The following is a 23,534-nucleotide window of genomic DNA, read 5'->3' on the forward strand; positions in this document are numbered from 1 at the left end:
GACGGCCATGACGCCATGACAACGACAACAGGACCTTCTCATGCCCGACACTGCTGAACCAACGCCCGCGCAGACGCTTTTACAGGCACCATTAAAGGCGGTACTGGTGCCGCTTGACCAGGTGCCCGATCCCGTCTTCGCCCAGCAGACCATGGGGCCGGGCATTGCCCTGGAGCCACTGGAGGCGCAGCTTTTTGCCCCCTGCGACGGCGAGGTGGTGCATCTGGCGCGCACACGCCACGCCCTGACCCTCAGGACCGATCAGGGCTGCGAGATACTGATTCACCTCGGGCTGGACACCGTCGATCTGGAAGGCGAGGGCATTACCGCCCACGTCACCTCGGGCGATCGCGTCAGGTGTGGTGATCTGCTGTGGGATTTTGATCCGGACCTGCTGGCCTGCCGGGCGCTGAGTCTGATTACGCCGCTGGTGGTGACCAGCAATGACCAATGGCGCTGCGAGCTGGCAGAGACATCATCTCCCGGCAGTGTGATCGAGCGCGGCGCGTCATTGATGACCCTCGTTGCACTCTCTGACCGGCTGCCTGCCGAGGCGGTAGAGGGCAGCAACAACGAATATCGTGACCAGGTCACGCTGGCGCTGGCGGCCGGGCTGCATGCGCGTCCGGCGGCACGCCTTCGAGGCATTGCCCGACAGCACGGCTGTACCCTCATGCTTGAGCGTGGCGAGCATGAGGCCGATGCCGCCAGTCTGACGGCGCTCATGGGCCTCTCGCTGCGTCAGGGAGACACCCTGACCATTATCGCCCGTGGTTCGAACGCCGCCGCGGCGCTGGGCGAGGCGGCGGCGCTTTTAACCACCCCCGAAGCCGCCGAGGACGATCCGGCCCACGATGAGCCGTCCGAAGAGGTCTCTACGGCGGTACCGGCCGGCGATGCCACCACCTGCCATGGACTGGTTGCCAGCCCGGGCCTTGCCGTCGGCCCTCTGGTACGTCTTGAACACCCGCGCCTTGAGGTTGACGAAGACCGCGAGGAGAGCGCCGAAGAAGCCGGACGCCAGCTGAAGGCGGCCATCAGGGCGCTCAATGACACCCTGGTCACGGATATCGAACAGGCCCGCGCCGAGGGCCGGCGCGAAGAGGCCGATATTCTGGAGGCGCATCAGGCCTGGCTGGATGATCCGGCCCTGCTGGAGGAGAGTCTGGCGCATATCGAGGCCGGGCGCAGCGCTGCCTTTGCCTGGCGTGAGGTGCTCGAGCTTCGCATCGTCGAGCTGCGCCAGAGCCAGAGCCGACTGCTGGCCGCGCGCGGCGATGACCTGCGTGATCTGCAGGCGCGGCTGGTGGCACTACTGGTCCCGGATGCCGCAGCGGCCAGTCATTTCGAGATGGCACCGGGCGCTATCGTGGTGGCGGAGGAGATCACGCCGTCACAGTTTCTGGCACTGGATCGCGTCGCCCCTGCCGGGCTCTGTGTGGCCGGCGGTGGTACGACCTCTCACGTGGCGCTGCTGGCGCGCGCCCGCGGATTGCCCTGTCTGGCGGCCATGGGGTCTCGAGTGCTGGAGATCATGGCCCACCATGACGGTGCCACCGTCATTCTGGATGCACAGCAAGGGGTACTGACCTTCCAGCCCGAGGACGCACAGCTCGACACTGCCCGCGAGCAGATCGAGCAGGCCCGGGTGCGCGCCGCCGCCGAGCGTCGGGTCGCCCATGAACCGGCCCACACGCAGGACGGCGCACTGATCGAGGTTCGTGCCAACGTTGCAGGTGTCGAAGAAGCCCGCGCCGCCCATGGTGCCGGCGCCGATGGCATCGGCCTGATGCGCAGCGAGTTTCTTTTCATGGCCCGCAAGCAGGCGCCGGATCAGGACACACAGCGCCAGATCTACCAGCAGGCGCTCGAGGCCATGGGGGATCATCCGGTCATCATCCGCATGCTGGATATCGGTGCCGACAAGCAGCTGGACTATCTGGCCCTGCCTGCCGTGCCCAACCCGGCGCTGGGCACGCGGGGCGTGCGCCTGATGGCGCGCCATCAGGACCTGCTGGACGTGCAGCTGCGGGCGCTGCTGGCCGTAACACCGCTGGATCGTCTTCACATCATGGTCCCCATGGTGACCGAGGCGGCCGAGCTGGTGGCGGTGCGTGAGCGACTCGACACTCTGGCACAAGAGATGAATCTCGAGGGCCGGCCGGCACTGGGGGCAATGATCGAGGTGCCCGCGGCGGCGCTGTGCGCCGACCAGCTCGCGCGCGTGGCGGATTTTCTCTCCATCGGCACCAACGATCTGACCCAGTACACCCTGGCCATGGACCGCGAGGATCCGGATCTGGCCGGGCGCGCCGATGTGCTGCATCCCGCCGTGCTGCGATTGATCGACATGACCGTCAAGGGCGCCGCCGGGCGCCAGTGTCCGGTCGGCTTGTGCGGCGCTGCGGCGGGCGATCAGCAGGCCTGGGCGGCGCTGGTAGCACTCGGCGTGGAGGAGCTGTCGGTGGAGCCGGCGCGCGTGGCCGCCGTCAAGGCCGGTATCCGACGGCTCGACCGGGCCGCGCTTGCCCGGCAGCTGCGCACGTGGCTCGATGAGGCCATCGATAGCGTCACGCTGCGCCAGCGCCTTGAGCAGTGGCTGCAGGAACATGCCTCGACATCCCATACAGATGCCATAACAACGGATGCCACAACAACCGACAGGGGAGTACCGCGCGATGCGACTTGATTTCATGGGGGCGCTTCAGCAGCTGGGACGCTCGCTCATGCTGCCCATTGCGGTACTGCCCATTGCCGGACTGCTGCTGCGCATGGGCCAGCCCGACCTGCTGGACATTGCCTTTATTGCCCAGGCCGGTAACGCCATTTTTGAAAACCTGCCGCTGATCTTTGCCATCGGCGTGGCCGTGGGCATCGCCGATGACAGTAACGGTGCCGCCGGCCTTGCCGGGGCGATCGGCTACCTGGTCATTACGGCGGTGCTCGAAGCCCTCAATCCCGACATCAACATGGGCGTACTGGCCGGCATCATTGCCGGCGTGGTGGCGGGGCTCTGGTACAACCGCTGCAAGAACATTGCGCTGCCCGATTATCTGGCCTTTTTTGCCGGGCGGCGCTTTATCCCGATTGTCACCGGACTGACCGCGCTGGCGCTGGGCTGGATATTCGGCTGGGTCTGGCCGCCGGTCCAGACCGCCATCGACCAGAGCGGGCAGTGGATGATCGACTCCGGTGAGCTGGGCCTTTTTGTCTATGGCACGCTCAATCGGCTGTTGATCGTGACCGGGCTGCATCACGTGCTCAACTCGCTGGTATGGTTTGTGTTTGGCAACTTCGAAGGCGCCACCGGCGATCTTCACCGCTTCTTTGCCGGCGATCCCAGCGCCGGACGCTTCATGACCGGATTTTTCCCGGTGATGATGTTCGGCCTGCCGGCGGCAGCACTGGCGATGTATCACACCGCCGCGAAGGATCAGCGCGCCCGGGTAGGGGGCATGCTCTTTTCGCTGGCGCTGACCGCCTTTCTGACCGGCATCACCGAGCCGCTGGAGTTCACCTTTATCTTCCTGGCGCCCGTGTTGTATGCGGTGCACGCCGTACTGACCGGGGTATCGATGGCGCTGATGAGCTGGCTGGATGTGAGGCTCGGATTTACCTTCTCTGCCGGCCTGTTCGACTACCTGCTCTCCTATGGGCTCTCCAGTCGCGGCTGGCTGCTGATTCCGGTCGGGCTGTTGTATGCCGCGTTGTATTACATGATCTTTCGCTGGGCCATCGTGCGCTTTGATCTTAAAACGCCGGGGCGCGATGCCGTGGCGCCGGCGTCGGCTGCCGATGAAGAGGGCGAGGTTCAGGCGCGTGGCCCGGCCTTTGTCACGGCACTGGGCGGCAGCGACAACCTGACCTCGGTGGGGGCCTGCACCACCCGACTGCGGCTGGTGGTGCAGGACGCTGAACAGATCGATGAAGCCGCGCTCAAGAGACTGGGCGCCCGCGGCGTGCTCAAGCTCAAGGGCGGGCACCTGCAGGTCGTGATGGGGCCGATTGCCGATGGGGTGGCCGAGGATATGCGCACGGCGCTGCGCCAGCGCGGCAAGCCGGTGGAAACGCCGGATGTCGCTCGCACCATGGCCCCGGCTGCCGAGCAGGAGATGTCCGCCCAGAGCCGTCTGAAGGATGCCGAGCTGTCCCGCTGGCTCGAGGCACTCGGCGGCGTTGCCAACCTGCGCCGCAGCGAGCTGGTGGCGCTGTCGCGCGTGCGCCTTGAGGTGAGTGAGCCGTCAGGTATCGATCACAATGCCTTGTCAGCGCTGGGCGCTGCGGGGGTGCAGCGCATCGGTGATCACTGTCTGCATCTGGTGCTGGGGGAGCAGGCGTGGATCGTGGCGCAGCAGCTTCAGGCGGAGATTCAGCGCGATGGCCGCTGACGACGACACCCTGCTGGTGGGTGTGGACGGCGGCGGCAGCGGTACCCGGCTGCTGGCACAGTGGCACGGGCGTTGTGTCGAGGTCACGGGCGGGCCGTCAGGGCTCGGACTGGGCGTCACGCGCGCCTGGCACGCCATTCTGGAGGCGCTGAAAAAGGCGCAGCAGGCATTGGGATTGGCCCTGCCCACCACGCAGTGCCGGCTGGCGCTGGGGCTTGCCGGTGCCAACCAGTCGTCATGGCGTGACGCCTTTTTACAGGCCGCGCCGAGGCTTGCGGGCCTGAGGCTTGAAAGTGATGCCTTTACCACCCTGATCGGCGCTCATCAGGGCCGGCCCGGGGCCATCGTGGCGCTGGGAACCGGCAGCGTCGGTGAGGCGCTGCATGCTGACGGGCGACGCTCTGGCGTTGGCGGCTACGGCTTTCCCTCGGGCGATGAAGCCAGCGGTGCCTGGCTGGGGCTGCGGGCGAGCCGCCATGTCCAGCATGCGCTGGACGGGCGCGCGGCGCCGGATGACTTTTCCCGGGCGCTGTGTGAGGCGATGTCGACGCTCTCACCAGCGCCCGTGACCTGTGCGGCGACGTTGACCCACTGGCTCTCCAGCGCCGATCAGACCCGATTTGCCGCGCTCGCGCCGGTAGTCATTCAGCATGGCGAGCATCCGATCGCGCAGGCGCTGCTACAGCAGGCAGGTGAGGATATCGCGCTGATGTATCGGGCGCTGGACCCGCAGGCGCAGCTGCCGCTGGCACTGTGCGGAGGGCTTGCCCATGCGCTTGAAGCCTGGGTGCCGCAGGGGATCAAACAGCAGCTGGTTCGCCCGCACGGCAGTAGCGTCGAGGGGGCGTTACGGCTGGCGGGCGAGTAGTGCACATCATCAGGGCACGGGCAGACGCTACAATGAGCGTCTGCCATGCCGGCTTTTACTGCGTACAGGAGATTGCATGACGCCTCATCTGATCGTGACCGATCTGGATCGAACGCTGCTCAACGCCGATCATGGCCTTGATGACGTCACCGTTGAGACCTTTCAGACGCTCGAGCGACAGGGCCATTCGCTGGCCATCGCCTCGGGACGTCACTACCAGGATATTCGCGAGGTCCGGCGTCAGCTCGGGGTCAATGCGCATATCATTTCGGCCAACGGCGCGCACCTGCACGGCCCGGATGACCGGCTGATTCACGAGATTCTGGTGCCGCCGGACATCGTGCGCACGGTGCTGGAGATGGATGTCCCGGGTGAGGTGCGCATCAATCTTTACACCAGCGATCGCTGGCTGATCGATGCGCCCGAGCCGAAGCTACTGGCCTTTCATGAAAGCACGGGATTTACCTACGACGTGGTCGACATGGCCGGCGTTGATGGCCAGCAGGTCGGCAAGGTGCTCTTTATCGGCGACCCTTCGCTGCTCAAGGCGATCGAAACCCGCGTTCGCGCCCATTTCGAGGATCGCACGCACATCACCTATTCCCTTGAGAACTCGCTGGAAGTGATGGATCGGGAGGCGTCCAAGGGGCAAATGCTCAACCGCCTGGCCACGCAGCTTGAGATTCCGGTGTCACGCACCGTGGCGTTCGGTGACAACCTCAACGATACCGATATGCTGCAAAATGCCGGCCGTGCCTTTGCCATGGGCAACGCCCATCCCGAACTTCTGACCCGGGCGCCCAATGCCGAGCTGATCAAGGCGCACACTGAAGCCGGTGTCGCCGTAAAGCTGCGCGAGCTGTTTGCGCTCTAGGGGTGGTTCTCTCATCTTTTACCCCGACGATCGATCCTGACATGTCGATCATCGGGGTGGGGGGATATCAGGTGCTGTCTGCTTTCCCCTTGTCGGCCTTGCCATCATCAACGCGTTTCATTTGTTGCCAGAGCTGGCGACGCAGGTCGGCAAGCTTTGGCGCGCGGTCGTCTTCAAAGGGCAGGGGGCGCAGCATCCTGAGCGTGCGAATGCCCAGCCAAACGGACAGTTCGCTGACGACATTATGGGTCGGACATGGACGAGCCATCGGATGGCACCAGCTTTACCCAGGCAGCGTTCCTAGCGTTGGAGTCCAGACAGGCCGTAATAAAGTCCATCCCGGCCAGCCCATCCTGCAAATTCGGGATATGGTTCCGGCTGGATGTGACGCCGCGTCGCGCATCGCGAATCCGAGTGGCTGCTTGTGTATAAAGGGTGGCGAATCCTTCAAGGTATCCTTCCGGGTGTCCCGGTGGCGTACGAAGATGGTGACTGCCTTCCTCAGGCTGATCAGGGCCGCCTCGAGTCAACAGACGTGGCGCGGCGCCGAAAGGCGTGAAGCGCAGAAGGTTAGGGTTTTCCTGATTCCATTCCAGGCTGCCCTTATCGCCATAAAGGCGCAGGCTTAGCGCATTTTCGCGCCCGACTGCCACTTGCGAGGACCACAGCATTCCCTTGGCACCGCCGTCGAAACGCAGCATAACGTGTCCGTTGTCGTCCAAGCGTCGCTCGGGTACAAAAGTGGAGAGATCGGCGGCAAGTTCAGTGCATTTGAGGCCGGAAACATGACAAAGCAGGTTGAAGGCATGAGTGCCAATATCACCTACGCAGCCTGCTGCGCCTGATTTTGCAGGGTCAGTACGCCAGTCGGCCTGCTTGTTGGAGACTTCAGATGCCAGCCAGTCCTGCGCATATTCTACCTGCGCCACCCGGATCCGGCCCAGCTGGCCATCGGCGACCATGGCACGTGCCGAGCGGATCAGCGGGTAGGCGGTATAGTTGTAGGTCTGAAAGAACATCGCTGTGCTGTCGCCTGCCGCTGCGGCAATCTCATGCGCCTGCTCAGGTGTGGCAGCAAGCGGCTTATCGCAGATCACGTGTATGCCGGCGCGTAGAAAAGCCACCACAGGGCCTGCATGCATGTGATTAGGGGTGACAATTGCCACCGCATCAATGCCATCAGGATGCCTGGCCTCGGCACGCGCCATTTCCGAGTAGTCGGTGTAGCTACGGGCAAGGCCCAGTTCTCCGGCCGACTCAGTAGCGCGTTCGGGATCGGAGCTCAGCGCACCCGCCACAAGATGCCAATGCCCGTCGATGCGGGCTGCGATGCGATGAACGCCGCCGATAAAGGCGCCTTGTCCGCCACCGACCATTCCGAGTTTGAGTGGTACCATGAAATGCTCCTTTTTGAATGCTGTTTGCAGAGGGTACGTTTCAGGCGGCATTCAACAGTGCTGTTCCAGAGGCGTCACGCGAGAAGAGATGAACGTGTTCGGGAGCAATTGTAACGCCAATCTGCTTGATATCTTCTTCCACACGACTGGGTACGGCGACAACGATCTCGGGATCTGTGTTGGTCATGACATAACAGGCTGAACCGGTACGCTCGACCAGATTAACCGGAAGACTCAGCCTGTTTTCGTCGATGCCTTCTTCCGGCATGAGATGCTCAGGTCGAAGTCCCAGCATAACGGCCTCTCCGGCCGGGCGCCGGCCAATGAACTGCAGCACCGGAGCGCCGGGCAGTTCAAGGCGCACGGAAACGCCATCCTCGGCTACAGTGGCAGGCAAAAAATTCATGGCCGGCGAGCCTATAAAACCTGCCACGAAGCGATTAGTCGGGCGGTCGTATAGAGTAAGCGGTGCGCCCTGTTGCTCAATTCGGCCGTTACGCATGACCACTACATGATCGGCCATAGTCATTGCCTCGATCTGATCATGCGTGACATAGACTGAAGTGGCGCCAAGGCGTTGATGCAGTTTGCGTATTTCGGCACGCATATGTACGCGAAGCGCCGCATCGAGGTTTGACAGAGGTTCATCAAACAAGAATGCGCTAGGGTTCCGGATAATCGCACGTCCCATTGCTACCCGCTGTCGCTGTCCACCGGACAGCTCGCGCGGGAAACGATCAAGCAGCTCTTCAAGGCCGGTTATCTGAGAAATTTCCTTGACCGCATGGTCGATCACTTCTTTAGGCTGGCGCTTGAGTCGCAGCGCATAGGTGAGATTTTTGCGCACCGTCATGTGTGGATAGAGCGCGTAGGACTGGAAAACCATCGCAAGATCTCGTTCTCGCGGCGCCTTGCCGGTCACTTCCGCGCCTTCAATAAAAATTTTTCCGGCGCCTGCTGTCTCAAGCCCTGCAATGGTTCGCAGCAAGGTGGACTTGCCGCAGCCCGAAGGTCCAACGAGAGCTACAAACTGGCCCTTGGGAATCTGCATGCAGATGTCGCGCAGAACGTGGTTGGTGCTGTAGTACTTGTTTAGCTGATCGATTTCGATCTGGAAGGTCATTTGAGGGCTCCCGAGGTCAGGCCGCTAACGATCTGGCGTTGTAGAAGGACGAACACGATGAGGATCGGGGTGACATAAATTGCGGCATAGGTCATTACCCCGGACCAGTCCGAGGAGTTGGGGCCCATAAAGGACTGAAGCCCTACCGTGGCTGGTTGCAATGCCCGTTCCGAAATGAGCGAGCGAGAGTAGACATATTCACCAAATGACTGCAAAAAGATCAGGACGCTGCTGACCAGTATGCCGTTGCGTGCTAGTGGCACCATGATCCGCAAAAAGGCACCGAGGCGAGAGTTACCATCGATCAGCGCCGCCTGCTCCAGCTCTCGCGGTACCTGCAAAAAGGTAGCGCGTACCAATACGATGAACAGCGGCAGCATTTTGGCCGCCTGCGCCAGAATCACCGCTGTCCGCGGATAGTCCGTCAGTCCGACCTGCTCGAAAGATACAAAAAGCGGCGTAATCATCAATGAGGAGGGGAGCACCTGCATCATCAAGACGGCGAACAGCACTACATCCATCCAGCGGTTGCGAAGGCGCGATAGCACATAGGCGCAACCGCTGCCCATTACCGTAACGATCAGCGTAGTGCCACCTGCGATCAGCAGGGAGTTGAACAGATAGCGCCCCATGTCATGGCGTTGCCACACCTCGATTATCGCCAGCTGAGGATGTTCGGGCCAGAAGCTGGGCGGGTAGGCGAAGATCCCGGTACTCCCTTTCATGGCGGTGATGTACATCCAGTAAAGCGGGAAAAGGTAGATACTGACGAAGACGAGAGCGAGAGCTAGAAGAATGATGCGTTTAATGCTCATGATGGCTTCCTCAGCTTGCTTGTTCGTGACGAGTGGAGCGGACGTAGACGACGGCCACCAGAATCACAAACAGGATCATCAGCATCGATATTACCGAGCCCTGGCCGATTTCATAGTTTTCAAACGAAAGTTGCCACGACCAGTACTGGAATACGTTGGAAGCGTTAGCTGGTCCTCCCTGTGTCAGCGCGGCAAATAGATCGAACTGCTGTAGTGTGAAAATGGTTCCAAGCGAGATAACGGCCCCAAGCTGGGCTCGCATCATTGGCAGGGTGATGGTCGTAAAGCGCTGCAGGCAGGTAGCGCCGTCCATTTTGGCGGCTTCATAAAGATCGTCGGGAATGCCGGCAAGGCCCACTGACAATAGAATCATGTTGAATGGGATGCCCAGCCAGACGTTGGCAATGATGACGGCGTAGAGGGTCCAGGCCGGATCTGAAAGCCAGAAGATCTTGTCACGCACCAGCCCCAGCGACTGAAGGCCGTAGTTCAATACACCGTAGTCGCCGGCCAGCACCCAGCTCCAGACTGCCCCTACCACCAGCGCCGGCATAATCCAGCCCGCAAGGAAAAGGCCGCGCAGGAAGGTGGCACCGGGAAACGACTGTTGAAAAAAAAGCGCCAGTGCGAAACCGACAGAAACCTGAGCCAACAAGGAAATACCAACGAATTTGACCGTATTGAGAAAGATCGGCCAACTTTCGGGTCGAGTCAGCACGTCCCGGTAGTTATCCCACCCTACGAAGGGGCGCACAAGCTGTGCCAGCGAGAATAGATCAACCTGCTGGAATGACATGATCAGGTTAAAAATCAAGGGAAAGGCCGAGAAAACCAACAGATAGCCGAGTGAGAGCAGCACAAGAGTCGTGTCGAACCCTTTTCCATCTATCAGCCCGTTCATCAGGCCGGTTTTGAATCTGGGCATTGTTGTTCCCCATGTATGCTGGACATGAATACGAGGGCGGCATCTACCGCCTTCGTCTGTAACCTCAGTCGAGGATACGGTCGATCTTCAACTGAGCGTTTTCCAGTGCTACAGCCGGTTCAACTTGTCCTGTCAGCGCTGACTGAACAGCCTGCTGAATCGTTTGGGAAATTTTTTGCCATTCTGGGGTGGGGCCACGGGTGCGGGCATACTTCATGCTCTCATCAAACACTGCGTAGGCCTGTGGAAAGTTCGGATCTTTTACTTCGACTCTAGAGGCCGGCAGCATGCCGAACTCATTCCAGACCCTGTCCATATTGGCGTGCATGAATTCGAGAAACTCGAAAGCTTCTTTTGGATATCTGGTGTTGGCCAGGATTGTATTAACGCCTTCTCCCAGCGCCGAGGCTCGCTTGGCCTTCTTTTCCGGCACCGGTAGCATGGCGACACGATAGTTGAAATCGGCTTCCTCGCTCATTCTTGGCAGTTCCCATGGGCCGGAGATGGCCATGGCGGCGTTGCCCGCATTAAAGGTGCCGGTACTTTCGTACTGGCTTCGAATCAATGTATCGCGCGAGGCTAGCCCCTCTTCAATGAGTCGGGTCCAGAGAGTCAAAGCCCGCTTGGCACCCGGTGTGGCGATATTGTTGTAGTCGCCGCCGCCCATTTGCACCCATGGCAGAAACTGGAATGTACCCTCTTCGCTGTTGATGGCCGAAAAAGCAAGGCCATAAACGTTTTCCGACGAATCAGTAAGCGCTTTCGCGTACTGGTAAAGCTGTTCCCAGGTCGTGGGCGGCTGATCGGGATCCAAGCCTGCCGCCTCGAACATGTCGGCGTTATAGTAGAGTGCAAGCGTATTTGACCCCCGCGGTAGACCGTAAAGGCTGTCGTCAAACCTGACCGAGGCTAGTGGTCCGGGAAAGATCCTGTCGATGTCAACGATATCGGATTTTCGGACATAAGGAGCAAGATCCAGCAGCAAATGGCGCGGGGCAAACAATGCCATATCCGGATTGTCGATATAGGTGACATCCGGTCCATTGCCGGTTGCCACTGCGCGTGCGAGGTCGTTGACTACGTCGCGAAACTGTACCGTGCGTACATTGATGGTGATATCGGCATGCTGTTGGTCGAATTCCCGAGCCATGACATAGTGATATTCACCCGGTTGATCAATTGTCCAAAGGTCAAGTTCAACAGGCGCCGAATGGGCCATGGTCCAGCTGCCGGACAGTCCGAGAGCGGAGAGAAACATTATTTTCAGCGGATTCATGGGAACTTCTCCCTGATTCAGGTTTCTGCATCGTTCTCAGAGCAGTGATGGATCGCCGCCCTCATACCGACCGGTTCCGGGCACAAAGTCGCCGCCGCGGCAGGTCTTGAGATAGTTGAGCGCCTGTACCTGACCTGTCATCTCCAGATCGTCGCGATAGACAGGGTCATGCCATCCTTCGATGTCGATAGCGCCTTCGTAGCCTGCGAGCCTCAACTCGGTGATGATGTCACTCCAGTTGCTGTCACCGAATCCGGGCGTTCGCATAAAGACATGCGGCAGTCTGCCGAAAATGCCGTGCTCGCGAATGACATCCCAGCGTATGGTGGCGTCCTTGCCATGGACGTGAAAAATCCTGTCGCCCCACTTGCGAATCTGAGGCAGTGGATCGATGAGATAAACCTGTTGGTGACATGGTTCCCATTCCAGGCCGATGTTGTCGTCGGGTGTTTCGTTGAACATCATTTCCCACGCGTCGGGCGTATGAGCGATGTTCCAGTCGCCTGACTGCCAGTTGCCATCCATGGCGCAGTTTTCAAAGGCGATGCGTACGCCTTTGTCGGCGGCACGTTTGGCAAGATCCGACCATATCTCCCGATATCGCGGCAGACTGTCGGGAATCGATCTGCCGCGCAGGCGACCCGTAAAGCCTGCTACACAGGTGGCGCCAAAATGGTGGGCATTGTCGATGCAGTCCTTCCAGCCCTGCAGGGTGTCGCGGTCGAGCGGCTTGTCTTCCAACGGGTTGCCGAACATGCCAAGAGTCGACAGGGTAATGTCGCGATCGCCAATGGCATCGCGGCAGCGTCTTCCCAGTTCGGCCAGATCCTGACCATTGGTTGTTTGCCAGAAAAATGGCTCAAAGCTTTCAAAACCCAGATCGGCGATCTCGTCGATACGAGTGGCCGCTTCACCGCCCGAGGCGGCAATCATGGTGCCGATGCGAATACGCTTGGCAGGGTTGCTCATGGTGTGTCTCCCTGAATGCTGATTGGAATGATCCGGCCGGTTTCGGCGCTTTCGATGGCAGCGACGGTCATGGCCAGGCTGTGAATGTTGTCGGATGCGCAGGTGAGCGGTGCTCGTCCCTCAAGGCGTGCGGCAAGGAAGTCGGCGATGACTCCGGCATGGCCTTCAGGCACATTCGCTCTAATAGAGGGTGGTACGGTTACCTCGCGCATCGGGCGCAGTAGTCCCTCGCCCTGTTCTGGTATCTCTGCCAGAAAACCGTGGTTACCATTCCATACAAGCGTGCCGCCGGTGCCCACAATGCGCCACTGCGCTTCCCAGCTGGTGGATGCGCCCTCGGCGCACCATGAGCCGCGGTAGGTAAAAATCACATTGTTTTCGCAGTCAAAAAGGGCGCTGGCACTGGCGCCATGGCGGTACCACGAGCCGGGTGGATTGGTTTCACGGCAAAAGACATTGCGCGGTATGATATTGGCGAGGTAGCGAGCGGCGTCGAAAGTGTGAATCGCCATGTCATGCAGCAACACATGCGCCATCTCCTCACGGAACCCACCAAAATGCGGTGCGAGAAAGAAGTCCGCATGCACTTCAGTCACCTGGCCAATGGCGCCCGAGGCTAAAAAGTCGCGCGCACGCTGTATGCCCGGCAGGTAGCGGCGGTTCTGGATGACGGCATGTACCCGGCCGCTGCTTTCAGCTTCAGCGAGTAGTGCGCGAGCGTCGGTCAGGTCCCGGGCCAGCGGTTTTTCCGACAGCACGTCGCAACCATGAGCGAATGCAATCTCTACTACTTCTCGCCGGGCGTCAGGTATCACGATGTCAAACACCATATCGGGCTGCAGCTGGTCGAGCATTGCTGCCAGATCATCTCCATAGGCAGCCTGTGAGCCATAAACTGCTGCCTTGGCTGCAGCCAGTGTCGGATCAAGATCGACAAAACCGACAATTTGCAGCGATTCAGCGATCTCGGGAGTTTGACTTATAGTGTGCAGCCAGCCGTCGGCCATGGCGCCGCAACCCACCAGAACTGCCGTTTGCATGGCTGTTCTCCTTTGTGAAGCTTCTCGCACTTTTGCGATGCAGCGTGCCGTAAACGTTTACGGAAACAGTTATAACTTAAATAGAATGTAAGGGTAATAATCTAAAGGTATAACGGAGTAGGTAATGACCAGTATTCGTGAACTTGCCATGCACCTTCAGATTTCGATCGGAACTGTTTCGCGAGCGTTGAATGGCAAGCCGGATGTAAATCCTGTGACTCGTGAGCGTGTGATAGCAGCAGCACATGAGCTGGGCTATGCGCCAAACCAGACCGGTCGTGCCCTGCGCCGTGGTGCTACTCAGACCATCGGCATCATGATCGAGACCAGTAGTGCTGTTGAACGCAACGGTGACGACTTTTTCCTACCGGTCGTCGATGCAGCTCAGACTCAACTGGCACGTCACGCCTACGATCTAGTGATCTTGCCCTGTAGTTCGAGCGACGATGTCTGCAGCTTTCTATCACGTGTGGTAGGGCGTGGTATTGTGGATGCAATCATCCTTGCTGATATTCGTCGACAGGATCCACGTATCGAGCTGCTAAGCAAAAAGGGGATTCCTTTCTTGACGCTTGGAAGGTCCGGAGTCTCCAGTAACCATGCCTGGATCGATCTTGACTTCGAAGGTTTTGTCGAGCACTCGTTGGCGGAGCTGGTGGCCTTGGGGCATCGACGCATCGCCATTACCCTGCCGCAGAGTGATGTCAATCTCGGTGAGATGCTATATGCGACCTACCAATCGTTTTTAACGCGTCACCAGCTGAGCTATGACCCTGCCCTGGTCATGCGAGTGGAGCAAAACGAAAATGGTGGCAGCCAAGCGGTTGCTGCACTGATGGCGCTGGATGACCGGCCAACGGCGCTATTGCTGAGCTATGAAGCGATCGCCATGGGTGTTTATTCCGAATTGCGCGAGGCTGGGCTAGTCGTAGGGCAGGACTTATCAGTAATCGGGTTTCGTCACAATCCGCAGCTGCGCTTTCTGTCCCCCGGATTAACAGCCTATGAGATCCCTCTGGCAGCGCTCGGGCAGGCCCTGGCCGATGGCATACTGGCCGTGCTCAGAGGCGAGCCCGGTCCGACTCTGATCTGGCCCGGGACGCTGCATGCCACCGCCAGCATTGGCCCGCCGCCGAAGCCATGACGCAATAGGTCCCCATGACTGGTTTGGCATCTTTGTCCTACGACTTTTGCCTTTTGCCATCATCGACCCGTTTCATCTGCTGCCAGAGCTGGCGGCGCAGATCGGAAAGCTTCGGGGCGCGGTCATCCTCGAAGGGCAGCGGGCGCAGCATCCTGAGGGTGCGAATGCCCAGCCGTGCCGTCAGCAGTCCGCTGGCCATGCCCTGACCGGCGCGGCTGGAGAGTCGGCTGGCCAGATTCATCGACAGAAGATCCATGCTCACCTCGGTGGCCAGTTCACTGGCACCGGCAAATGCCATGTTGGCAAGCACGGCGCGAAACAGACGCAGGCGACTGGCATAGCCCAGCTCCAGACCATACAGCGCGGCCAGGCGATCGATCATGCGCAGGTTGCGCCAGGCCATCAGGCCCATGTCGATCAGCGTCACGGGGCTGATCGCCACCAGCAGGGCCGTTTCGCTCGACATGCGGGTAATCAGCTGGCGGGCGCTGGCATCCCGCGGCGCCAGCACGTAGTGGCTGAAAAGATCCCGGGTCTCGCGGGCATTGTGATGGTCCTGACGGGCCCGCTGAAAGTCCTGCCAGTGCGGGTCGCGATCGCTCAGGCCCATCTGGTGACGCAGGCGATTGCACATGTCCTGCATGCGATCACCGTCCATCTGCGTGTCCGTAATGTGGGCATCGATGTCCTCGCGCAGACGCGCGTGTCGGCGTAGCCGCTTGAGGCGCACAAGCTCCCGGGTCAGAGAGGTGCCGGCCAGCGTGACCACACCCAGCCCCAGCACGCTCCAGGCGCCGCTGACCCAGTCACCGCCAAACCAGGCATTCTGGAAGGTCTCGACGGCCTGAACGCCGCCCATGACCAGCGTGCCCGCCAGAACACTCAAAAGCCCCCAGCGACGCTTTCTGGGCCTGGCCAGCGCGTGGTCCAGGGCACTGTCGATCTGCTCGGGCGGGGCTTCCTCCTCGAGGGGATGATGCACGCTGTCGAGCTGATAGCGCGCGCCGGGCGCCGGGTCCACCGGGATAAAGTGCTGTTCGAAGGTGGGCGCTTCGGGCGAGGGCGCCGTTTTGGCGGTGGCCTCGTCCTTTACATCAAAGCGTCTGCCGGGGCGTGGATCGTTCATCGCAGCTTGTCTCCCAGTAGCCAGTCCAGCGCGCTGTCCATGCGAATGTGGGGCAGGGCTTCGCCCGAGCCCTGAGGCGCCGGCCTGAAGGCCGTAAATTCAAAGCCCTGACGTTGCCAGAACTCGGCATCCGGCAGGCGCGGGGGCACTTCGCCGGGAAACATCAGCACTTCTTCGCCCGATTCGGTCGTGCCCTTGAGGGCGGGGTGACGCTTGCCGTCCTGCTCCACCGTGCGGGCCTGAGTGGCACGTATGGCGGCCAGCGACAGGGACTTGACCGGGACATCCGCATAGCGCAGGTCCCGCAGCGGCTCGGACATCAGCGCCTGTACCAGCGACAGCAGGTTGTCGTGCTGCTCGGGCGTGACGTGATCGGCCTTGGTGGCGGCAATCGCCAGGCGGTCGATGCGCGGATTGAAAAGGCGCGACAGCAGGCTGCGGCTGCCGTAGTCAAAGCTCTGCATCAGTGTGGCGATGGCGTGGCGCAGATCGTCGAAGACATCGGGCCCGGCATTGAGCGCCGAGAGCACATCCACCAGCACGATCTGGCGATCAAAGCGGCGAAAGTGCTGGCGATAAAAGGGGCCGATCACGGTGCGCTTGTAGTGCTCAAAGCGTCGCGCCAGTGTCTGGTAGTTGCTGTCGGCCGGCAGCTCGGCAAGCCGCGCCGGGTCACCGAGCTGCTCCAGTGGCCACGGAAAGAACTGCAGCACCGGGGCGCCATCGAGTTCGCCGGGCAGCAGGAAGCGTCCCGGCTGCACCCAGGTATAGCCGCCTTCATTGCGCGCGCGGTTGAGCGAGCGGGCGTACTCGGCGCTGATATCGGCCAGCTCCTGTTCGTCGGCCGTGGCGGCCGGATCCAGCTCGCTGACCCGATTCAGAAAGCTTTCGGCGAAGCGGCGTCGGCGGCCCGTGAGTTGTGCTCCGAGGGCTTCGCACCACTGCTGATAGCTCTGGCGCAGCATGGGCAGATCCAGCAGCCACTCACCGGGGTAGTCGATCAGGTCCAGCGTCAGGGTGCGCTGCTCGCCCAGGAAATGACGGCTATTGGTGCGACTCTTGTAGCGGATGAGCAGACGAAGCTCGCTGATACCGCGGGTCGCCGGGGGCCATTCGGGCGGCGTTCCCTCGAGGGCGGCAAGCGCGCCATCATAGGGAAAGCGGGGCACGGACAGATCCGGCTGGGTCTGGCGCTGGGCGCCCAGCAGTCTGCCTTCGCGGGTACAGCTCATCATGTCCAGCCGGGCATCAAGGCCTGCATGGCGCAGCTGATTGACCAGCGAGGTCAGAAAGGCGGTCTTGCCGGCGCGTGACAGGCCCGTAACCGCCAGGCGCACCTGTCGGTCAAGGCTGCGTTCAAGCCAGTCACTGGCATAACCGGGCAGCGATAGCGGCATGGGCGTCCTTGTTGTCGGTCATTGCAGGTCGGTGGCCCCGATTGTAGCGAATTGCATGTCAGACCGCCTGAAAGCAATCGGATTGGTAACATGGCACACAACGTCTATAGTCTATGCAGCGCTGTACATTGCATACAGGCTCCCCGGCCGGGGCAAGGGCAAAACATTCAAGCAGGGTGGTTATCAGGGAGAAGACCATGGGCAGCGTAATTTTTTGGCTGATTATTGGCGGTGTGGCTGGCTGGATTGCCGGCAAGATCATGCGTGGCGGCGGCTTCGGCATCGTCGGCAACATCATTGTCGGTATTGTGGGGGCAGTACTGGGTGGCGCCATCTTCAGCATGTTGGGTGCTGGTTCTGGCGGCACTATATGGTCACTTATCGTAGCAACTATTGGCTCAGTGATTCTTTTGTGGCTGGTCTCTCTGATCAAGGGCAAGGGTAACGGCAAGGTCTGAACCTGCTCCGTTATTCTTCCTGACGACGCCCGGTACTGCCGGGCGTCGTTGCGTTTGGCCCGCTATCTGGTCCCTTTCCCTTATCTTCCATCTTTCAGGCGACGCCATTTTCCGCGTTGAATTACCCTTTTTTGTCATGGTCGTCCATACAGTGTTGGCAATCGTGCAAATTGGAAAAGCCCATTAACATCCCGTTACTTGATTGTGTAAATTTATCGCCTGTTAGAGACCCATACAGGAAAGCAATCAGTGACCGATTCAGCTCCCATCCGCTATACCACGGCCAACGGCGCGCCCGTACCCAATGATGACGTCAGCATCACCGCTGGCCGTAATGGGCCGCTGACCTTTGATAACTGGCGTCTGTTTGAAAAGCTCGCCCACTTTAATCGTGAACAGATTCCCGAGCGCGTCGTGCATGCGCGCGGCAGTGCGGCCTTTGGTACCTTTAGCCTTACGCGCGATCTCTCTGACCTGACCATCGCTGATTTCCTGCGTGGCGTGGATACGCAAACGCCGGTGGCGCTGCGTTTTTCAACCGTGGCCGGCGGCCAGGATTCGGCCGATAACATTCGCGACGTCCGCGGTTTCGCGGTCAAGTTCTATACCCGTGAAGGCAACCTTGATCTGGTCGGCAATAACACCCCGGTCTTTTTTATTCGCGAGCCGAGCAAGTTCCCCGATTTCATTCATACCCAGAAAAAGGACCCGCGCACCAATCTGCCCAGCCAGCAGAATCAGTGGGAATTCTGGGCCAATCATCCGCAGTCCTTCCATCAGGTCACGATCCTCAAGTCGGACCGCGGCATGCCCTACAGCTATCGCACCATGCACGGCTTTGGCTCGCATACGCTGAGCCTTTACAACGATGCCGGTCAGCGCGTCTGGGTGAAGTGGCACTTCAAGACCAACCAGGGCATTCGCAACATGACGCCCGAGGAAGCGCAGGCGCTGCCGGTCAATCATCATCAGGCGGATCTTTTCAGTCACATCGAGCAGGGCGATTTCCCCGGCTGGACGGTCAAGCTGCAGGTGATGACCGAGGAAGAGGCGCGCCACTATCACATCAATCCGTTCGATCTGACCAAGGTCTGGCCGCACACTGACTTCCCGCTGATGGAGATCGGACAGCTCGAGCTCAACCGCAACCCGGACAACTATTTTGCCGAGGTGGAACAGCTGGCATTCAGTCCGTCGAACTTCGTGCCGGGCGTGAGCGCCTCGCCCGATCGCGTACTGCAGTCGCGTCTGTGGTCGTATGCCGATGCGCACCGCTACCGCCTGACGGTCAACTATCAGCAGATTCCGGTGAACCAGCCGCGCTGCCCGGTCAACAACTACCAGCGCGATGGCTTCATGGCCGGCACCCTGCGAGATGATGGCCTGGGCGGACAGTACTCGACGACCAACTTCTATCCCAATAACCGCGTGGCCCAGGGCGCACCGGCACCGGATGCCCGCGTGGGCGAGCCTCCGATGCCGCTGGAAGCGGATGCGTGGGTGGGATATTACGACAACACCGATGAAGACAACTTCTCTCAGGCCGGCAACCTGTATCGCCTCTTTGATGAAGGAGAGCGCGATCGTCTGACCAGCACGATCGCTGCCGATCTGACCGAGGTCGATCAGAGTGTCCGTGATTGCATCGTTGCGCAGTGTCACGCCGCCGATCGCGACTACGGTGAGCGTGTCGAAGCTCGTCTCAAGGCATTGCTGGGAGGATAACTGCCATTCATCAGGGAAGATGACAAGGCTGTCGGACACTGTCCGGCAGCCTTTTTTGCTGTCAGGAACCGGCAGATGCAGGCGTTATATATCAGTAAGCCCTTTTTTATCAGTGGTTTGAGAGAAAATGGCTATCAGGGTGATCACGGATTCTCTTTTGGCATGGTGGCGCAAAGGCACCTACGCTGATTAGCTGCAAGGTGCCCTGTATTGATTGATCAGTGTCCTGACATGCTGAGCAAATGGTAATTCGAGCGCTTTTCTAAGGCGCCGCCGATGGATAGGCAGACCGGCAGTGGTTCATTGCCGAATTCGATGAGGAGACTATACCGTGGCAAATAATCCCTATAGCGCGTCCAACAATGACGGTCCGCATGACACTGATTTCAAGACCAGTGATCAGAGCAAGAATGAAAGCCTTGAGCAGTTTCGCAATGATGCTGAAGGCCACGACCTGCGTACCAACAACGGCGTACGCATTGCCGACAACCACAACTCCCTGAAGGCAGGTGAGCGTGGTCCAACGCTGATGGAGGACTTCATCTTCCGCGAGAAGATGAACCATTTCGATCACGAGCGTATCCCTGAGCGTATTGTGCACGCCCGCGGCGCCGCCGCGCACGGCGTGTTCGAGGCCTACCCGGAGGCCGAGCAGTATTCCAAGGCAGCGGTATTCAAGGCCGGCAAGCAGACACCGACCTTTGTACGCTTTTCCACCGTGCAGGGCTCGCGCGGCTCCAACGATACCGTGCGTGATGTGCGTGGCTTTGCGACCAAGTTTTATACCGAAGAGGGCAACTGGGATCTGGTTGGCAACGACATGCCGATCTTTTTCATCCAGGACGCCATCAAATTTCCCGACTTCGTGCACGCTGTAAAGCCCGAACCGCACAACGAGATTCCGCAGGGGCAGTCGGCGCACGATACCTTCTGGGATTTTGTCTCCCTGATGCCGGAGTCGGCGGCCATGGTGCTGTGGACCATGTCTGATCGCGCTTTTCCGCGCAGCTATCGTTCCATGGAAGGTTTCGGGATTCATACCTTCCGACTGGTCGACAAGCAGGGCAAGTCGCGCTTTGTGAAGTTTCACTGGAAGCCGCTGGCAGGCACCTGGTCATTTATCTGGGATGAGGCGCAGCTGCTGTGGGGTCGCGACCCGGATTTCAACCGTCGCGAGATGGCCACCGATATCAGCAACGGTGACTATCTTGAGTGGGAACTGTGCGCCCAGATCATCGAGGAAGAAGACGAGCACAAGTTCGACTTCGACATTCTGGATGCGACCAAACTGATTCCCGAAGAGATCGTGCCGGTTACACCGCTGGGCAAGCTGACGCTCAACCGTAACCCGGACAACTACTTCGCCGAGACCGAGCAGGTCGCGTTTAATCCGGGACACATCGTGCCGGGGATCGACTTCACCAACGATCCGCTGCTGCAGGGTCGTCTGTTCTCCTATCTCGATACCCAGATGCTGCGTCTGGGCGGGCCGAACTTCAAGGAGATCCCGATCAACCGTCCGGTCACGCCGGTGCATAACAATCAGCGTGACAGCTTCCATCGCATGACGATCAACAAGGGTCAGGCCTCCTACGAGCCCAACTCGATTGACGACGGCTGGCCGCGTGAAACGCCGCCGGCAGCGGAAAATGGCGGGTTTGAATCGGTCAACGAGCGCGTTGATGCGCACAAGGTTCGCGGTCGCAGTGCTTCCTTTGCCGATCACTACTCGCAGGCGACGCTGTTCTGGAACAGCCAGACAGACGTGGAAAAGGAGCACATCGTTCAGGCCTACGCGTTTGAGCTTTCCAAGGTCGAACGCCCGTGGATTCGTGAGCGCGTGATCCAGCAGATCCTGCCCAACATCGATCTGGACCTGGCGCGTCGTGTCGGTGAGATTCACGGCATCGAGGCACCGACAGAAAAGCCGGCCTCGGCAGAAGAGCTGGGCAAGAGCACGCTGACCGAGTCGCCCTCGCTGAGTCTGATGGCGCGTCTGCCCGGCAATATCAAATACCGCAAGGTGGCCATTCTGGTTGCCGACGGGGTTGATCTTGACCAGGTCACGGCGCTGCAGTCGAAGCTCAAGGCCGAAGGCGCGCAGGGCATGATCATTGCGCCGACCATGGCACCGGTCAAGGCAAGCAATGGCAACACCATCACGCCGGACGCCATGCTCAACGGTTTGCCGTCGGTCACCATGGATGCGGTACTGATCGCCGGTGGCGCGCAGAGCATCGAAACGCTCAAGGCCAGCGGTCAGGGACGCTACTATCCGCAGGAGGCCTGGAAGCATCTGAAGGTGATCGGCGCCGTAGGTGAGGGCAAGGATCTTCTTGAGGCGGCCAATATCAGGATGGATGAAGGTGTGCTGACGGGTGACACCGTTGATGCCATCTTTGATGATTTTAAAAAGCTGCTCGGCCAGCATCGCGTGTGGAGCCGCAATCCGGAGGCCAACACTCAGCCGGCCTGATTCCGCGGATCAAGCTCCGTTATCCGATGACTGATAACCCCGGCTTGGCCGGGGTTTTTAGTGTCCGCCTGTGGATTAACATATTATGACCATCCGGAGTGGACGTTCGCACAAGAGCTGCGTATGTTGCTTGCCAAACCGGCATCTGTCAGTCATCTGCCAAAAGGCATGGCGGATTTGCCCCGCTTACGTCAGTGCTTTGAGTGGATATCATGGCCTCTTCCAAAGAGCGATTTATTGGACTTGAGTGGCTGAGATTTTTTCTCGGTCTCTACATCGTCATCTTTCATACCCTGCATAACTACCCGTCCATCAGAAGCTGGTCGGGCTATGTCACGGATCTGGGATTTTTTTCGACCAGTACCTTTTTTATCCTGTCAGGTTTTTTGCTGGCTCATGTCTATCTCAATGATCAGCACGAGATGCGTGAGCCGGCCAAAAGCTTCATGACCAAGCGGTTTGCCAACCTGTATCCGATCCATATCGGCTCGTGTCTGCTGGCCATGGCGGTGTCCGCCGGGGTGGGATATCTGGCCCTGACGGCGCAGGATGCCGGCACCTCGCTGCGCTTTGTACTCTATGACGTCAACAACGACACCGGCATCGTCAACCCTGAGGCCCTGCGCCACACCATGGGTGATGTTGAGCTCTGGTTTAATGTCGTGCTCAACGTATTCATGCTGCACGCATGGAACCCCTATTATCTGACGTTCAATCCGCCGTCCTGGTCGATCTCGGCCCTGTTTTTCTTTTATCTGACCTTTCCCTTCATTGCGCCCCGGCTCATGAAGGTCAAAAGGACACGGCTGGCCATCCTGGTCACCAATCTGGTCTATCTGGTGCCGCCCTTGCTGGTGGTAGCCTTTACGCCCTATGACATGCCGGAAACAGGCATCCTGCATCGCAACCCCATCATTCGTTTGCCCGAGTTCATTGCCGGTATCCTGCTGTGCGCCTTTTACATGCAGCAGAAAAACGCCGGCAGTCTGCTCAAGGCACGCGGCAAACTGATGTTGACGCTGTATATCGTGGTGTGTTGTCTGGTGGCCACCTGGCTGCTTGAGCACGGGCGCGCCTGGTACTACCTGCTGCATAACGGCTTGTTGCTGACGGCTGAAATGGCACTGATCTATCTGTGCGTGCACATCCCCACGCCTGACAGCAAGCGGTTGACCAAGTTTGCCGGGCGTCTGGGTGGGGCATCGCTGCCCATGTTTGCCCTGCATGTGCCGCTTTATGTGATCTTTACTCGCAGTGAGCAGATTTTAAAGGGCGAGCCGTCCCTGTGTGCCGACAACCTGCGCCTGTGTCTGGCGGCGGCCGGTGATAGTTCCATATGGCTCTATCCGGTCTATCTGTTGATGACCGTGGTTCTTTGCGTTCTCTTTCAGGAGCAGTTTGTCGTACGTATTCGCCGCTGGATCCTGGGCTGGATGCTGCCCTCGGCCCCTGCGCGTAACAAGACACATGCCGAGCGCATGGCGGACCCGCGCGAACCCCGCTGAGACAAGGGGGCGGTTCAGGTTACAATAA

Annotated in this window: 19 protein-coding genes; 9 read left to right on the plus strand and 10 right to left on the minus strand. The window is 59.8% G+C overall.

Annotated elements, in window-relative coordinates:
• Positions 1 to 40: 40 nt before the first annotated feature.
• From ptsP to C8D72_RS02630, 4 genes are all read left to right on the plus strand, one after another.
• Positions 41 to 2,689, plus strand: a complete 2,649-nt coding sequence (gene ptsP / locus C8D72_RS02615) for a phosphoenolpyruvate--protein phosphotransferase (RefSeq protein WP_115852839.1) — start codon at positions 41 to 43, stop codon at positions 2,687 to 2,689.
• Positions 2,679 to 4,388, plus strand: a complete 1,710-nt coding sequence (gene nagE, locus C8D72_RS02620; protein ID WP_115852840.1) for an N-acetylglucosamine-specific PTS transporter subunit IIBC — start codon at positions 2,679 to 2,681, stop codon at positions 4,386 to 4,388. Before ptsP ends, nagE begins: the two co-directional genes overlap by 11 nt.
• Positions 4,378 to 5,256, plus strand: a complete 879-nt coding sequence (locus tag C8D72_RS02625) for a glucosamine kinase nucleotide-binding domain-containing protein (RefSeq protein ID WP_115852841.1) — start codon at positions 4,378 to 4,380, stop codon at positions 5,254 to 5,256. The genes nagE and C8D72_RS02625 overlap by 11 nt, the downstream gene beginning before the upstream one ends.
• A gap of 76 nt (positions 5,257 to 5,332) precedes the next feature.
• A complete protein-coding gene (locus C8D72_RS02630) occupies positions 5,333 to 6,130 on the plus strand; it encodes an HAD family hydrolase (RefSeq protein WP_115852842.1) in 798 nt (265 codons plus the stop codon).
• A gap of 67 nt (positions 6,131 to 6,197) precedes the next feature.
• Here C8D72_RS02630 and C8D72_RS02635 read toward each other — a convergent pair whose 3' ends face one another.
• From C8D72_RS02635 to C8D72_RS02670, 8 genes are all read right to left on the minus strand, one after another.
• Positions 6,198 to 6,398: a hypothetical protein gene (locus C8D72_RS02635; protein ID WP_211308748.1), complete on the minus strand. Its 201-nt coding sequence runs from the start codon at positions 6,396 to 6,398 to the stop codon at positions 6,198 to 6,200.
• Positions 6,373 to 7,527: a Gfo/Idh/MocA family protein gene (locus C8D72_RS02640; RefSeq protein WP_115852843.1), complete on the minus strand. Its 1,155-nt coding sequence runs from the start codon at positions 7,525 to 7,527 to the stop codon at positions 6,373 to 6,375. Before C8D72_RS02640 ends, C8D72_RS02635 begins: the two co-directional genes overlap by 26 nt.
• Positions 7,528 to 7,567: 40 nt before the next feature.
• On the minus strand, positions 7,568 to 8,650 hold the full coding sequence (locus C8D72_RS02645) for an ABC transporter ATP-binding protein (protein ID WP_115852844.1): 1,083 nt from the start codon (positions 8,648 to 8,650) through the stop codon (positions 7,568 to 7,570).
• Positions 8,647 to 9,465 carry a carbohydrate ABC transporter permease gene (locus tag C8D72_RS02650; protein ID WP_115852845.1) on the minus strand — a complete coding sequence of 273 codons (819 nt, stop codon included), beginning with the start codon at positions 9,463 to 9,465 and terminating at the stop codon, positions 8,647 to 8,649. Before C8D72_RS02650 ends, C8D72_RS02645 begins: the two co-directional genes overlap by 4 nt.
• A gap of 10 nt (positions 9,466 to 9,475) precedes the next feature.
• Positions 9,476 to 10,390, minus strand: a complete 915-nt coding sequence (locus C8D72_RS02655; RefSeq protein WP_115852846.1) for a carbohydrate ABC transporter permease — start codon at positions 10,388 to 10,390, stop codon at positions 9,476 to 9,478.
• 64 nt (positions 10,391 to 10,454) lie between these two features.
• The gene (locus C8D72_RS02660) at positions 10,455 to 11,666 is read right to left on the minus strand and encodes an ABC transporter substrate-binding protein (protein ID WP_211308749.1); all 1,212 of its coding nucleotides are present in this window, start codon (positions 11,664 to 11,666) and stop codon (positions 10,455 to 10,457) included.
• 36 nt (positions 11,667 to 11,702) lie between these two features.
• Positions 11,703 to 12,635 carry a sugar phosphate isomerase/epimerase family protein gene (locus C8D72_RS02665; RefSeq protein ID WP_115852847.1) on the minus strand — a complete coding sequence of 311 codons (933 nt, stop codon included), beginning with the start codon at positions 12,633 to 12,635 and terminating at the stop codon, positions 11,703 to 11,705.
• Positions 12,632 to 13,675, minus strand: coding sequence for a Gfo/Idh/MocA family protein (locus C8D72_RS02670; RefSeq protein ID WP_115852848.1), 1,044 nt, complete (start codon positions 13,673 to 13,675; stop codon positions 12,632 to 12,634). The genes C8D72_RS02665 and C8D72_RS02670 overlap by 4 nt, the downstream gene beginning before the upstream one ends.
• A gap of 124 nt (positions 13,676 to 13,799) precedes the next feature.
• Between C8D72_RS02670 and C8D72_RS02675 the strand changes: the two genes are divergently transcribed.
• Positions 13,800 to 14,819, plus strand: coding sequence for a substrate-binding domain-containing protein (locus tag C8D72_RS02675; RefSeq protein ID WP_115852849.1), 1,020 nt, complete (start codon positions 13,800 to 13,802; stop codon positions 14,817 to 14,819).
• Between the two features lie 37 nt (positions 14,820 to 14,856).
• Here C8D72_RS02675 and C8D72_RS02680 read toward each other — a convergent pair whose 3' ends face one another.
• A complete protein-coding gene (locus tag C8D72_RS02680; protein WP_115852850.1) occupies positions 14,857 to 15,945 on the minus strand; it encodes a YcjF family protein in 1,089 nt (362 codons plus the stop codon).
• Entirely contained in the window at positions 15,942 to 17,342 is a 1,401-nt protein-coding gene (locus C8D72_RS02685) for a YcjX family GTP-binding protein (RefSeq protein WP_115852851.1), read from the minus strand. The genes C8D72_RS02680 and C8D72_RS02685 overlap by 4 nt, the downstream gene beginning before the upstream one ends.
• A gap of 197 nt (positions 17,343 to 17,539) precedes the next feature.
• Here C8D72_RS02685 and C8D72_RS02690 point away from each other — a divergent pair, with 197 nt between their 5' ends.
• The 4 genes from C8D72_RS02690 (at position 17,540) to C8D72_RS02705 (ending at position 23,506) form a co-directional block, all read left to right on the plus strand.
• Positions 17,540 to 17,800 (plus strand): GlsB/YeaQ/YmgE family stress response membrane protein, encoded by a 261-nt coding sequence (locus tag C8D72_RS02690; protein WP_115852852.1) that lies wholly within the window; start codon positions 17,540 to 17,542, stop codon positions 17,798 to 17,800.
• 249 nt (positions 17,801 to 18,049) lie between these two features.
• Positions 18,050 to 19,525: a catalase gene (locus C8D72_RS02695; protein ID WP_115852853.1), complete on the plus strand. Its 1,476-nt coding sequence runs from the start codon at positions 18,050 to 18,052 to the stop codon at positions 19,523 to 19,525.
• 331 nt (positions 19,526 to 19,856) lie between these two features.
• Positions 19,857 to 22,001 carry a catalase HPII gene (katE, locus tag C8D72_RS02700; protein WP_115852854.1) on the plus strand — a complete coding sequence of 715 codons (2,145 nt, stop codon included), beginning with the start codon at positions 19,857 to 19,859 and terminating at the stop codon, positions 21,999 to 22,001.
• Between the two features lie 212 nt (positions 22,002 to 22,213).
• Positions 22,214 to 23,506 (plus strand): acyltransferase family protein, encoded by a 1,293-nt coding sequence (locus C8D72_RS02705; protein ID WP_115853586.1) that lies wholly within the window; start codon positions 22,214 to 22,216, stop codon positions 23,504 to 23,506.
• Positions 23,507 to 23,534 lie beyond the last annotated feature (28 nt).

The sequence above is a fragment of the Kushneria indalinina DSM 14324 genome (genome assembly GCF_003385845.1).
Lineage (GTDB): Bacteria > Pseudomonadota > Gammaproteobacteria > Pseudomonadales > Halomonadaceae > Kushneria > Kushneria indalinina.